At 71.2% G+C, this 12,172-nt stretch carries 12 protein-coding genes; 3 read left to right on the forward strand and 9 right to left on the reverse strand.

Annotated elements, in window-relative coordinates:
* The first annotated feature begins 14 nt into the window (after positions 1-14).
* Together ACH4TV_RS02295 and ACH4TV_RS02300 are read left to right on the forward strand one after the other, a co-directional pair.
* Positions 15-1,016 (forward strand): Gfo/Idh/MocA family protein, encoded by a 1,002-nt coding sequence (locus tag ACH4TV_RS02295; protein WP_398393347.1) that lies wholly within the window; start codon positions 15-17, stop codon positions 1,014-1,016.
* Complete coding sequence (locus tag ACH4TV_RS02300; RefSeq protein ID WP_398393349.1) at positions 1,016-1,780, forward strand: SDR family oxidoreductase; 765 nt, start codon at positions 1,016-1,018, stop codon at positions 1,778-1,780. Before ACH4TV_RS02295 ends, ACH4TV_RS02300 begins: the two co-directional genes overlap by 1 nt.
* Before the next feature lie 360 nt (positions 1,781-2,140).
* On the opposite strand, the gene ACH4TV_RS02305 is transcribed toward ACH4TV_RS02300, so the two are convergent.
* Positions 2,141-3,199: an aldo/keto reductase gene (locus tag ACH4TV_RS02305; RefSeq protein WP_398393351.1), complete on the reverse strand. Its 1,059-nt coding sequence runs from the start codon at positions 3,197-3,199 to the stop codon at positions 2,141-2,143.
* A 70-nt stretch (positions 3,200-3,269) separates the two neighbouring features.
* The gene (locus ACH4TV_RS02310; protein WP_398393353.1) at positions 3,270-3,593 is read right to left on the reverse strand and encodes a nuclear transport factor 2 family protein; all 324 of its coding nucleotides are present in this window, start codon (positions 3,591-3,593) and stop codon (positions 3,270-3,272) included.
* Between the two features lie 563 nt (positions 3,594-4,156).
* Between ACH4TV_RS02310 and ACH4TV_RS02315 the strand changes: the two genes are divergently transcribed.
* Entirely contained in the window at positions 4,157-4,483 is a 327-nt protein-coding gene (locus ACH4TV_RS02315) for a MazG-like family protein (RefSeq protein ID WP_398393355.1), read from the forward strand.
* Here the strand turns inward: ACH4TV_RS02315 and ACH4TV_RS02320 are convergent.
* From ACH4TV_RS02320 to ACH4TV_RS02350, 7 genes are all read right to left on the reverse strand, one after another.
* Entirely contained in the window at positions 4,478-5,932 is a 1,455-nt protein-coding gene (locus tag ACH4TV_RS02320) for an NADase-type glycan-binding domain-containing protein (protein ID WP_398393357.1), read from the reverse strand. The two genes, ACH4TV_RS02315 and ACH4TV_RS02320, sit on opposite strands and share 6 nt — an antisense overlap.
* On the reverse strand, positions 5,929-6,486 hold the full coding sequence (locus ACH4TV_RS02325) for a phage tail protein (protein WP_398393359.1): 558 nt from the start codon (positions 6,484-6,486) through the stop codon (positions 5,929-5,931). The genes ACH4TV_RS02320 and ACH4TV_RS02325 overlap by 4 nt, the downstream gene beginning before the upstream one ends.
* A 31-nt stretch (positions 6,487-6,517) precedes the next feature.
* Complete coding sequence (locus tag ACH4TV_RS02330) at positions 6,518-8,479, reverse strand: putative baseplate assembly protein (RefSeq protein ID WP_398393361.1); 1,962 nt, start codon at positions 8,477-8,479, stop codon at positions 6,518-6,520.
* 6 nt (positions 8,480-8,485) lie between these two features.
* On the reverse strand, positions 8,486-8,929 hold the full coding sequence (locus ACH4TV_RS02335; RefSeq protein ID WP_398393363.1) for a GPW/gp25 family protein: 444 nt from the start codon (positions 8,927-8,929) through the stop codon (positions 8,486-8,488).
* A 78-nt stretch (positions 8,930-9,007) separates the two neighbouring features.
* A complete protein-coding gene (locus tag ACH4TV_RS02340; RefSeq protein WP_398393365.1) occupies positions 9,008-10,912 on the reverse strand; it encodes a VgrG-related protein in 1,905 nt (634 codons plus the stop codon).
* Positions 10,912-11,646 (reverse strand): LysM peptidoglycan-binding domain-containing protein, encoded by a 735-nt coding sequence (locus ACH4TV_RS02345; RefSeq protein ID WP_398393367.1) that lies wholly within the window; start codon positions 11,644-11,646, stop codon positions 10,912-10,914. Before ACH4TV_RS02345 ends, ACH4TV_RS02340 begins: the two co-directional genes overlap by 1 nt.
* 48 nt (positions 11,647-11,694) lie before the next feature.
* Positions 11,695-12,120, reverse strand: a complete 426-nt coding sequence (locus ACH4TV_RS02350) for a phage tail protein (RefSeq protein WP_398393368.1) — start codon at positions 12,118-12,120, stop codon at positions 11,695-11,697.
* Positions 12,121-12,172: the final 52 nt, after the last annotated feature.

Consider the following 12,172-nt stretch of genomic DNA (forward strand, 5'->3'; position numbering starts at 1 on the left):
ATCAAGGGGCTGGCATGTCGGCTGAGCGCGTGCGGTGGGGAATTCTGGCGACGGGCGGGATCGCTGCGGCGATGGCCGCGGATCTGGTGGATCTGCCGGACGCGGAGCTCGTCGCGGTGGCCTCGCGGTCGGAGGCCTCCGCGAAGGAGTTCGCGGAACGGTTCGGTATCCCGCGGGCCTACGGCGACTGGGCGTCGCTGGCCGAGGACGCCGACGTGGATGTGGTGTACGTCGCCACTCCGCACTCGGCGCACCGGGCCGCCGCGGGTCTGTGCCTGGAGGCCGGGCGGAACGTGCTGTGCGAGAAGGCGTTCACGCTGAACTCGCGGGAGGCGGAGGAGCTGGTCGCGCTGGCGAAGGAGCGCGGCGCCTTCCTGATGGAGGGCATGTGGACGTACTGCAATCCGGTCGTCCGGCGGCTGAAGGCGCTGGTCGAGGATGGTGCGATCGGTGAGGTGCGGACCATTCAGGCCGACTTCGGGCTTGAGGGGCCCTTCCCGCCCTCGCACCGGCTGCGGGACCCGATGCAGGGCGGCGGGGCGCTGCTCGACCTGGGCGTCTACCCGGTGTCGTTCGCGCACCTGCTGCTCGGGGAGCCCGACGGCATCTCGGCGAGAGCGGTGCTCTCCGATGAGAACGTCGATCTCCAGACGGGTGCACTGCTCTCCTGGGAGAGCGGCGCTCTCGCTTCAGTGCACTGCTCCATCGTCGGCGGTACGTCCATCGGCGCGTCGGTCACCGGCTCCAAGGGCCGCATCGACGTACCGGACGGGTTCTTCTTCGCGGACCGGTTCGTGCTGCACCGCGACGGCCGCGCCCCCGAGGAGTTCGTCGCCGCCCCGGACCACGGCGCCCGCAACAGTTTCCGGCACGAGGCCACCGAGGTGATGCGCGCCCTGCGGGCCGGTGAGACCGAGTCCCCGCTCGTCCCGCTCGACGGCACCCTCGCCGTGATGCGGACGATGGACACGATCCGCGAGCAGATCGGCGTCCGCTACCCCGGCGAGGCCAACTGATGGGCGACGGGCAGGAGTCGAGGGTCGCGGTCGTCACCGGCGCCGGGTCCGGTATCGGGCGTGCGGTCGCCCTCGAACTGCTGGGCGCCGGCTGGTCGGTGGCGCTCGCGGGTCGGCGTACCGAGCGGCTGGCGGAGACGGCGGCGCTCGCGCCTGAGGGCAGCGCCCTTCTCGCCGAACGCGCCGACGTGGCCCGACCCGACGACGTGGCCGCCCTGTTCGGTGCCGTGCGGGAGCGGTTCGGGCGGCTCGATCTGCTGTTCAACAACGCGGGGACGTTCGGGCCCGGCGGGGTGCCGTTCGAGGATCTGGCGTACGAGGCGTGGCGGCACGTCGTGGACACCAACCTCAACGGGGCGTTCCTGTGCGCGCAGGCGGCGTACCGGCAGATGAAGGAGCAGGATCCGCAGGGCGGCCGGATCATCAACAACGGGTCGATCTCCGCGCACACACCCCGGCCGCACTCGGCGCCGTACACCGCGACCAAGCACGCGCTGACGGGCCTGACGAAGGCGCTGGCGCTGGACGGGCGGCCGTACCGGATCGCGGTCTCGCAGATCGACATCGGGAACGCGGCGACGGACATGACCGCGCGCATGCAAACGGGCGCCCTTCAGGCGAACGGGGAGACAGCGCCGGAGCCCGTCATGGACGTCGCGGACGTGGCGCGCACCGTGCGGCACATGGCGGAGCTGCCTTTGGCGGCGAATGTGCAGTTCGCGACGGTACTGGCGACGGCGATGCCGTTCGTCGGGCGGGGCTGAGCGCATTCCGCGGGCTGAACGGACGTTCAACCTGCACAAGTGGAATTGATTGCTCCGTAGCGTTCGGGCCGGTCGCGGGCATATGCTCAACACGCCTTCTCCACCAGAGCTTCACACTTGACGCTCTGGGGTTCCGGTAACACAACGGACCACACCGAGGGGGGGAACGACAGCCGCTCCACGGCGCACACCGGGTGGGGGTGGACCTCGCGTGGGACCGCGAGGTACGCACCGGGCCATGGAGCGGCTGTCGCATTTCTTCTTCCCTTCGGATTTTGGCTGCGGGGCTGTCGTGGCTGGTCGCGCCCACGCGGCGGAACCGCATGTCGACACAGTCCCGCGCCCCTTGAGTTGGGCCGCTCACCGGTCCAGTAGTTGGTCGATCTCGGTCAACTGGCCTGGGGTGAGCGGTCCTTTCGCGATCGCGCCGGCGTTCTCCTCGGCCTGGGCGACGGTCCGGAAGCCGGGGATGGGGACGGTACGAGGGCTGCGCGCCCACAGCCAGGCGAGGGCGCCCTGGGCGAGGGTACGGCCGCCGCTGGTGAGGACCGACCGGAGTCCCTCGACGCGGGCCAGCCAGCCCGGGTCGGCGCCCGCGCCGGGCGTGAAGCCGGGCAGCCAGGCGGGCGGTGCGTTACGGATGTCCCCGGCGTCCAGGGCCTGTCCGGCGGCCCGCTTCCCGGTCAGCAGCCCCATCGCGAGCGGACTGCGGTTGATGCTGGCCAGCTCCAACTCCTCGCAGAGCGCGAGCATTTCGGGCGCGTCCTGCATGACGTTGAGACAGTGCTGTACGGCGGCGCAGTGCGGGCCCTCGGCGAAGAGGGCGGCGCGGGCCGGGTCGTCGGTGCTCCAGGCGTAGGCGCGGATCAGCCCCTCGGCCACCAACTCCTCGCAGACGTCACGGAGTTGGGCTGCCGCCTCCAAGTCGCCCTCGGACAGGTGCAGTTGGTACAGGTCGACGTAGTCGGTGCCGAGGCGGGCGAGGGAGGCGGTGAGGGCGCGGCGCACGTACTCGGGGCTGTCGTTGTGGCCCTCGGCGATCCGTGTCCGCTCGTCGAAGACGTTGCCCCACTTCGTGGCGATCACGACGTCCGTACGGTGCTTGCCGAGCGCCCGGGCGAGGACGCGCTCGCTGTGTCCGGTGCCGTACACGTCCGCCGTGTCGAAAAAGGTGACGCCCAGGTCGAGGGCGCGCCGGACCGCCCGTACGGACTCCTCGTCGTCGACCTTGCCCCATCCGTAGGGCTGGCCGTCGGGCGCGCCCCACTCACCGCCGATGGCCCAGCAGCCGAAACCGAGGGCGCTGACCTCGATGGCGCTGCGACCGAGGGTCCGGTGGTGCGCGGAGGTCTCGGTGGTCTTCGTGGGCTCCGTGGTGCCCTTGGTGCCCGTGGTTCCGGTGGTCTCCGTGGTCTCCATGACTCAGGACGTTAGGAGTTGGAGCCCACTTCAGCGCAAGGGGGTGCGGGCGTCGCGGTTTCTGCGGCGTTCAGGCCTCGCCCGTTTCGAAGCGCAGGATGCGGCCGTCGTCGACGGTGAAGCTCCACTTCGTGCGCATCTCGCCCCAGGTGTCGTTGCTGTAGTTGGCGACGAGGACATGGCCTCCCTTCGACTCGTTGGCGACGTCCATGTGTCCGTGGGAGGAGAAGATCTCGCGCTCGGTCCAGTCGGCGACGTCGCGGTCCGAGCCGTCGTCGGACATGGTCGCGCCGGGGGCCAGGACGGCTTCGAGGGCCTCGCGGTCGTGCGCGTTCACGGCGCTGACGAAGGCCCGGACGGCGGGGTCGCTGAGCTTGGCGGTCTGAATCGTCATGCCGGCCAGACTGGCACCGCACGCGGAGGCCCGCCACCCGAAGCGGTGGGGGTTCGGGTGGGGGTGTTTCGCCCCCGCCGCCCCTACCCGACCCATCCTCTCCCTGGGGGCTGCGCCCCCAGACCCCCACTGCCGGCCCTGAACGGGCCTTGTCCTCAAACGCCGGACGGGCTGGAAATGCGGGCCGGGGCTTGGGGTGCCGCCGGTGCTTGCAGGGGTGCCGCCCGCACTTGAGGGTGCCCGGTGCTTGCGGGAGTGCTGCAGAAGCGGCGGGGGCGGGTGGGCGGGAAACAAGGCCCGCGCAAGCCGACCCCGAACGCCCGACCGACTGAAGACCCCGGCCCCCGCCTCAGAGGTGCCACCTGGGCTGAAGAAGCAGCAAGGGCGGGTGGGCGGGAAACAAGGCCCGCGCAAGCCGACCCCGAACGCCCGACCGACTGAAGACCCCGGCCCCCGCCTCAGAGGTGCCACCTGGGCTGAAGAAGCAGCGAGGGTGGGTGGGTGGGTGGGAAAGAAGGCCAGGGACAGTCGGCCGCGTCCACCGGCCGTGCGACGCTTCTCCCATGGCTGATGGTGATGTCTGGGAGTCGATCGACGACCTGTGGACCTGGCTCGACACGCATCGGACGTACGACGGCCGTGAGGGCCTGCTCCTGCGGATGCTGAAGTTGTCCGAGGAGGTCGGGGAGGTCGCGCAGGCGGTGATCGGGGCGACCGGGCAGAACCCTCGCAAGGGCACCACCCACACGTGGGACGACGTCCAGGCGGAGCTGTGCGACGTCGTCATCACGGCGATGGTGGCGCTGCGCACCCTGACCCCGGACGCGCGCGAGGTGTTCCTCACGCATCTGGAAGGGGTCAGGGAGCGCTCGCTGGGCCCCCGGCTATGAGGCGTTCGCGTTCGACCGTCCGAAGAACTCGATCTCGGCGATGGCCACCTGCTTGTCCGCGGACGCGGCATGCGCCGAACGGAGGATGAAGCGTACGGAGGTGACGGAGCCGACGCGGAAAGCGCGGCGCTGGAAGCCGGCGCCCTGGTCGAGCGTGAGGAAGCGGGTCGTCTTCTTTCCGTCGGCGGTCGTGATCTGGGCCTCGATGCGCTTCGGGAGGGCCGACTCGGTCAGTGTCTCGGGGCGGTTGGAGACGCCGGGGGTGATGCCGACGTCCAGCAGACGGGTCGGCTCGGCGAAGCGGGCCTCGATCCACTCGCCGTCGCCGGACTGGGCGACGCCGGGGCCCCACCAGGTGTTGCTCCGCTTATCGAAGGCCAGTTCGGGCTTGTGGCCCGGGTAGGAGCGGGAGGCGGTGACCTTGTCGGGGTCGGCCGGGGCCCGCTTGGCGAAGTGGTCGCGTACGCCGTTCACGGCGTCGCCGAAGTTCATGACCGCCGTGATCAGCAGAGCCAGCACCAGCGCGCCGACCACCCAGTTCCAGAGGCGGCCGAAGCCCCGGCGCAGTCGCGGACGGTCCCCCGCCCACGGGGTCTCGCCGTTGCCCCGGTCCAGCAGACGGCGCCACCACGGACGCCGGCCGGGCTCGTCGGCGCCGCCGCTGCCCGACAGGGGCATGGCGCAGCGTCCGCAGTAGTGCCGGTCGGGCAGGTTGGGGGTGGCGCACCAGGGGCACGGGATACCGCCCTGCACGCCGGGTTCCCGGCCCGGCGTACGGACCTGCGGGCGGTCGGCGACCGGCCGGCCGGGCAGTACCGGTGCGACGGACGGCTCCGGCGCGGCCCGGGGTGCGGGGTCGGAGACCGGTACGAGGAGGGACCTGGCGCGGGCCGCCGCGTCGTCCGGGGCGGGGTCGGGCTCTCCGGCGGGGGCGGAGGGCTCGGCCGCGGGTACGGGGGGCTGGGGCAGGGTGTCGTCGTCGGCGCCCTGGGGGGTTTCGGGGGTGCGGGGAGCGTCGTCGCCCTCCGGCGTCGAACGACCGTCCGGCTGACCGTCCGCTTCACCACCCGGCTGACCACCTGACTGGCCGTCCGCCGGACCACCCGTCTGGCCGCCCGGCTGTTCGTCGAGCCGGGCGAGGGCCGTACGGGGGGCGCCGGCGCCACCGGGGCCCGAGCGGTCGAAGGCGTCCCAGCCGGGGGCGGGGGCGTCGGCGGCGGTCGGCGTTCCACCCGCGGACCCGGCCGCAGGGGCACTCACCGGAGTATTCGTCGGCCCACTCGCCGACCTCGTCTCCTCGCGTGCGCCCGTCGCCGGGACGGACACGGGGGCGGCGGCGCCCGCGCGTTCCTCCCGGTCCGACCAGCTCAGCACCGCCCCACAGGCGTCGCAGAAGGACTGGCCGGGCTCCGCCCGGGTTCCGCACTCGGCGCAGCTCTGGCTGGTCATCTCTCGGGGGTCCTTTCGGCGGCGGTCACCTTGACCGTGTAGGGCATGTGGGCGGGGCGGGCTGCGGCCACGAGGCTGTCCAGCCGGTGTTCGTCCGCGGCCGTCGGGTCGGGCAGCCGCAGGGTGACGTGCAGATGGGGCCGGCGGTCGCCGGGGACAGGGCCGAGGGGGCGGGCATGCCAGTCGGCGGCGCCGCTCTCGGTGATCTCGGGGATCACGCCGAAGGCGAGCCGTACGGCCTCGGACAGGCCTCGCACGGTGCCGCGTACCCGGTGCAGATACGCGGCGGCGGCGACGGCCGCGCGCAGCCGGTCCTCCGGTTCGGTGCCGTCGATCTCGGCGCCGACCCAGCCCCCGAGCCAGGTGGTGAAGTCGAGGGGGGCCAGGGACGGCGTGAAGTAGGAGTCCAGGCAGTCGAGGGCGTTGAGAATCGGGGCGACGACGTCGTCGAGACCGCCGACGAAGCGTTGCGCCAGGTCGTCGTCGGCGAAGACCGCCGGGAGCATCGCGCCGATGGGCGCGGAGGAGCCGAGTCCGTCGATGGAGCCTCTCAACGGGCCCTCCCCAATTGCCGTTTGAGGATGCTCATGCGCCGTCCCCGATCACGCGCACCCGGTGGTCGAAGGAGAAGACCAGGGACGGCGCGGCGAGATCGATACGGTTCGTCGCCTCGCCGCGCTTGCCGGTGAGCGGGTCGGCCGGATGCAGCTGCACCTCGTCGACCAGCTCGACGCCGGGTACGCGTTGCAGCACCGCGAACACCTCGCCGGACTGCACGGGACGCCCGAAGGGCCAGCCCTTGCCGTCGGTGCCGCCGATGAGCGGATCGAGGTGGCGGTAGAGCGCGTCGTGCGCCTTTCGGCGTACCCGGTCGGTGTCCACCCCCCGGAAGGCGTGAACCGTGGCGACGACCGTGACGCCCTGGTAGAAGGGCGGTCCGACCGCCAACCGCGTCCCGATCAACCGCCGTTCGTCGAGGTGGCGGGTGATGCGCTGCAACAGGGCGTCGCCGGGAACCAGTTGCTCGAAGCGGAGCCGGCCGCCGGGGTCGGGAACGGCTTGCGGGACGACCAACACCCGTACGGCATAGGCACCGTGCTCGCCCTCGTCGCCCTCCAGGCAGGTGATGCGGGCGGTCTCGGGGGCGGCGCGGCGGGCGAGTTCCTCGTAGTCCCGGAGGGTGACCGCACGCTCCTGGGCGCGCAGGGTGATCGGCGCCCGGACCTTCGCCTCCTCGACGGTCTCGCCGTCGACGCCGCCGCGCGCGGCCTCCCGGTTGACGACCTCGGAGACGTACGGGATCGAGCTGCGCAGCACCTGTACGGCGCCCCGGGCCACGTTGCCCCCCTTGCCCCCGCCGGTGCGGTAGCGGCGAGCCCGCAGGACCGCGCCCTTGGCGGGGACGGCTCCGTACTGGCGCAGGGTGCCGTCGGGTTCGCGGACGGCGGGGCCGAAGGCGATCTCGCCGGTCGCGGCGTCGAGGGTGATGTGGCGTTCGTCGGGGGCGGAGGCGGAGAAGTGCGGGACGACCTGCCAGTCCGTCCAGCCCTCGGGCCCCGAGGCGGACTGGAGGAGCAGGGGCGGGTCGTCGCCGACGACGGGCGCGTTGGCCAGGCGGAGGCGTTGACCGGGCAGGCCGGTCGACTCGCCGAGGGCCTCGTCGTACACGGTGTCCGCGTGGATGGCGCGGGTGGTGCCGCCGATCGTGAACACGTCGGCGGACCGGACCGTCGGTGAAGTGGTGTAGAAGGGCTGGTTGTTGAGGGGCTCGGTGACCCGGCAGCGCAGCCAACCGGCCTCCCGGCCGCCGGTGCGGGAGAGGGTGTGGCCGCCGGGGACGTGCAGGACGACCTCGCCTGGCCGGTTGAGGCCGCCGGTGCCGTCCCGGTCGACCTCGCAGGCCACCCAGCCGTCCTCGGTCCACGCCTCCCACACCAGCGGCGGCTGGCGCGGGTCGACGCCGACACCGTCGACACGGCTGTCGAGGTCGAGGGCGACCGCGCAGTGCGGCACGGCCGCGGTCAGCCCGAACAGCATGCAGTCGCCGGGGCTCGGGGCCTCGGCGAAGCACATCACGTCCTTGCCCTCGGTGAGGTCGGCGGTGCGGTCGGCGACCGGCGCACCCTTGCTCTGCACGACGAGATGCCCCAACTCGCACGGGACGATGGACAGTTCGCGTTCCGTGGCGAAGACGACGGCCTCCTCGCTCTCCGTCCGGAGCGTGGCCGCCTCCGTCCCCGTCGCCACCAGCACCGACTCCTCCTGCGGCGCCGACAGCCAGAACGTCACGTCCGTACGCGCCGCCGAGGGCGGGAACAGGGTGATGCCGACGAGGTCGAGGAAGGCGAGGTGGTTCTTCTCCGGGACGCGGTTGAGGCGGTAGACGATCTGGTCCGCCATGTGCGCGACCGTCTCCACGAGGGTGACGCCGGGGTCGGAGACGTTGTGGTCGGTCCACTCCGGAGCGCGCTGCTGGATATAGCGCTTGGCGTCGTCGACGAACTGCTGGAAGCGGCGGTCGTCAAGATTCGGGGAAGGCAGGGCCATCGGTGATCAGCGGTCGCTTTCAAGGGAGTTGCCCAGATCGCCGGACGCGTCGGGCTCCTCGTGGGAGGGGATGACGTAGAAGGGGAAGACGAGACTGCGCGGGTTGTTGGTGCCCCGGATCGAGTAGCGGACGTCGATGAACAGCACGCCCTGTTCGGCGCCGGCGGTGACCTCGACGTCGTCGACCTCGATGCGCGGCTCCCAGCGGTCGAGGCTGCTGTACACCTCGTGCTGGATGCGGCCGGCGGTGGCCTCGTTGACCGGCGCGAAGACCAAGTCATGGATGGCGCACCCGAATTCGGGCCGCATCGGCCGCTCCCCCGGCGCGGTGGCCAGCACCAGCCGGATGGCCTCCTCGACCTCCCGCTCCCCGCTGACGAGGGCGATGCCCCCGGTGGGCCCGATGCGCAGCGGGAACGCCCACCCTGAACCGACGAACTGCTCGGCCATCTCAGGCCCACCTGCCTTACGGGAACGGAATCGGACCGACGGAATCGGATCTACGGGATCGGGTCTACGGAATCTGGTCTACGGAATCGGGTACGGCTTGTTGTTGACCGTCACCAGGCCGTTCAGCATGACGCTGACGGCTCGAATGCCCACGTTGGCAACGGAGTTGACCTGGATGGTGCCGGCCGTACTGATGGTCGCGGCGCCCGCCGCCTTGAGGCTGAGGGCGCCCACCGCGTCCACGTTGACCGCCCCGCCGAGCGACTTGAGGCTGACCATGCCGCGGCCCTGGAGGTTGAGAAAGCCGCCGCTCCTGATGTTGATGGCCCGGCGTGCGCTCAGCGTCAGATCGGTACCGGCGTCCACGGACACCGAGGTGCCGCCCGTGATGCTGATGGCCCCGGCGCTGTCCACGGTGATCTCGGTCTTGGTGCGGTCGAGGTTGATGGTCAGCCGGTCGTTGCCGCTGGCGATGCGCACCCCCTGTTTTCGGGCGCCGGTCTGCTGGCTGAGCAGGTCGACCCGGTTGCCCTCCCGGTCGGACAGGGTGTGCCGGATGGCCTTCTTCTTGAGCGGGTCGTGCAGCCACACGTCCTTGACGACGGTCGGCTTGTCCCGCCCGTTGTAGAGCCCGCCGACGACGAAGGGATGGTCGAGTGCCCCCCGGTCGAAGGCGACCAGCACCTCGTCGCCCACGTCGAAGGGAAAGATCCCGCCCCCGCCCTTGCCGCCCATCTGCACGGTTCGCGTCCAGTCGCTCACGTACGTGTCGTCCAGCCAGGGGAACTGGAGCTTCACCCGCCCCTGCTTGAGCGGGTCCTGTACGTCCGTGACCAGCGCGTTGGCGACGCCGGGCAGACGGGGTGCGGTGGTCGCGGCGCCCCCGGAGGTGAGCCCGAACAGGGAGCGCCACTGGCGTCCGCTGACCGTCACGAGGGTCTCGTAGTGGTCGCCGTCGCCGAAGACGTGCCGTACGGACGTGCAGGTGTACTTGCCCTCGAAGGGCTTGCCGACGTCCGCCAGTGTCACCGGAATTCCCGGCCGCAGCTTGGGATTTCCGCGGACGGTGACCTCCAGTTCGGCGAAGGAGGAGGTGACGTCGTCGGCGAGGGCGCCGGCTGCGAACTTGACCTCGGACTGACGGTCGTACGGGGTGCCGGTCTCGACGAGCACGCCCGCCTTGAAGGGCGCGGAGGCCTTCTTCGGGGTCGTGCCGATGCCGATGAGCGGGGTCGTGGCGGCCGGCGAGATCGCGGTGAGCTTCTTCTTGGTCGTCACGTCCCAGCCCCGCGCCTCGACCTTGGCGATCTGGTCGGCGGAGGTCACGGCGGCCCGGCAGCGCAGGACGTCGGTACCGGCCTCCAGCACGAAGGGGCTCTTCTCACCCGGTGTACTGACCGGCGGCGCACCCGACGCCGGATCGGGGGTGACGAACTGGAACTTCCCTTTCGCGTCAAGGGACATGACCATCTCGTTCTCGTCGGCGAGCCGCGCGAGGAAGTCCCAGTCGGTCACGTTGGCCTGACTGATGAACTCGTAGACGGTCTTGGTGGCCTGGATCTTCCCGACCTTGACCCCCGCCGTCGTGACGACCTTCCGCGCGATGTCGGAGGCCGTCTGGTTGCGGTACGCGGCGACCCGGCTCTGCCGCATCAGCCGGTGCCCGGGGTCGTAGCCACGGATGACGGTGAAGGTGCCGGTGCCGTCGTAGTCGGTCTCCATGCCGGTGACCTCGGCGGTGATCAACGGGTCGGCGGCTCCCTTGCCGGCCGCAACGGGCGCCAGGATCACGGGAGTTCCGAAGTCGACGCCGAGCTTGCCGAGGACGAGGTGGTAGGGGTCGCGGAAGGTGAGGCGGAAGGCCCCGGGCACCCCGGCCCCCAGGTCGACCCAGCCGCCGACGAGCAGGGAGGCGATGTCGTCGGGCAGCTTCGCGCCGCCGAGCTTGACGCTGATCTGACTGGAGAAGGCGATCTGGACCATCAGGCGCCCGCCTCCTCTGCCGCCGGCAGGATGAGTTCGAACCCGTTCGGCAGCCGGTTCGGGTCGTCGATGCCGTTGAGCTCGGCGATGGCCCGCCATGCGGTGGCGTCGCCGTACTCCCGCCAGGCGAGCGACTGCAGGGAGTCCCCGGCGACGACCCGGTGCACGCGCCGCGCGGTGAGCGCGCCGGACGTCGGGTTCTGCCCCTTGGTCTTGCTGGGGATCTCGTGCAGATGCACCTGACAGGTGGCCCGGATGGGCACCCCGGTCGTCCCGAACAGGGTGTAGGTCGCGTCAACGGCACTGACGTACGCGGTGAACCGCGCGGTGGAGAACGACCCCCATTCGAACACGACCCAGGGGGTGGACGACTGCTTGGCGGCGATGCTCTTGGCGGTCGTCTCGCAGCAGGAGAAGAGCGCCTCGACCTTCTTCAGCACGCTGTTGCTGCTCGGCTCCTCGGAGGAGTCGAGGAAGATCTCGACGGTCATCTCGCGCGGCAACGGCCCCAGGAACTCCGGCAGTGAGCCGTCCCGGACGGCCGCCGTGGGAGTGGTCTTCCACTGGGCGCGGCGGCTGAGCGAGAGCTGGGAGGGGTTGAAGTCGAAGCTGAAGTTCTTGATGAGCCCGCCGGGTGTGGTGCTGTAGCCGATCGGCGGCTCGTGAATGGCCAGCGTGGCCCGCACCAGGCTCTTCCCGGCACCGCCCTTGCCGCCCTTGCTTCCCTTGGCCATGTGGTTCCGTGTCCCGTCCCTCGTCCTCGTCCGCTCTCGTCCGCTCGCTCAGTCCGTGAAGCCGTGGTGGGTGATCTCCAGGACCTCCGTGGCCACGCTCGGGTTCGCGGGGTCCAGGGAGGGGCCCTGCCAGCTCACGGGCAGTACGTCGATGAGCCCCCAGCGCGCCACCTCCGAACCGTCCGCCCGCAGCGCGGCGATCTGCGCGGTCGGCCGGGTGACTCCCGTGGTCACGCTGGAGATCCAGGCGGCGACCTTGGAGGTGTCCGGCGTCAGCGGCCGGGTCAGCCGGATGTTCGAGAACGTCACCCTCGACGGAAGCGCCCACACGAACCCGTTGTTGCCGCCCTCCTGGTGGTGCTCGATCTCCACCGAGGACGACAGGCCCTCGCACCCGTTGAAGTAACCGAGGCTCTCGCCGTCGATGGTGAGGGTGAAGAAGATCGTGGAGCCCGGGTCGGTATCGGTGGGCATGGCGGGCCTTTCAGCGGACTTGTCGGTGACTCGGTTGACGGGAGCGGCCCGG

This window comes from Streptomyces sp. NPDC020898 (assembly GCF_044333925.1).
Taxonomy (GTDB): Bacteria; Actinomycetota; Actinomycetes; order Streptomycetales; family Streptomycetaceae; genus Streptomyces.

Coding starts and splice junctions, on each gene's coding strand:
- ACH4TV_RS02295 (WP_398393347.1), top strand. CDS start 15: ATGTCGGCTGAGCGCGTGCGGTGGGGAATTCTGGCGACGGGCGGGATC.
- ACH4TV_RS02300 (WP_398393349.1), top strand. CDS start 1,016: ATGGGCGACGGGCAGGAGTCGAGGGTCGCGGTCGTCACCGGCGCCGGG.
- ACH4TV_RS02305 (WP_398393351.1), bottom strand. CDS start 3,199: ATGGAGACCACGGAGACCACCGGAACCACGGGCACCAAGGGCACCACG.
- ACH4TV_RS02310 (WP_398393353.1), bottom strand. CDS start 3,593: ATGACGATTCAGACCGCCAAGCTCAGCGACCCCGCCGTCCGGGCCTTC.
- ACH4TV_RS02315 (WP_398393355.1), top strand. CDS start 4,157: ATGGCTGATGGTGATGTCTGGGAGTCGATCGACGACCTGTGGACCTGG.
- ACH4TV_RS02320 (WP_398393357.1), bottom strand. CDS start 5,932: ATGACCAGCCAGAGCTGCGCCGAGTGCGGAACCCGGGCGGAGCCCGGC.
- ACH4TV_RS02330 (WP_398393361.1), bottom strand. CDS start 8,479: ATGGCCCTGCCTTCCCCGAATCTTGACGACCGCCGCTTCCAGCAGTTC.
- ACH4TV_RS02335 (WP_398393363.1), bottom strand. CDS start 8,929: ATGGCCGAGCAGTTCGTCGGTTCAGGGTGGGCGTTCCCGCTGCGCATC.
- ACH4TV_RS02340 (WP_398393365.1), bottom strand. CDS start 10,912: ATGGTCCAGATCGCCTTCTCCAGTCAGATCAGCGTCAAGCTCGGCGGC.
- ACH4TV_RS02345 (WP_398393367.1), bottom strand. CDS start 11,646: ATGGCCAAGGGAAGCAAGGGCGGCAAGGGCGGTGCCGGGAAGAGCCTG.
- ACH4TV_RS02350 (WP_398393368.1), bottom strand. CDS start 12,120: ATGCCCACCGATACCGACCCGGGCTCCACGATCTTCTTCACCCTCACC.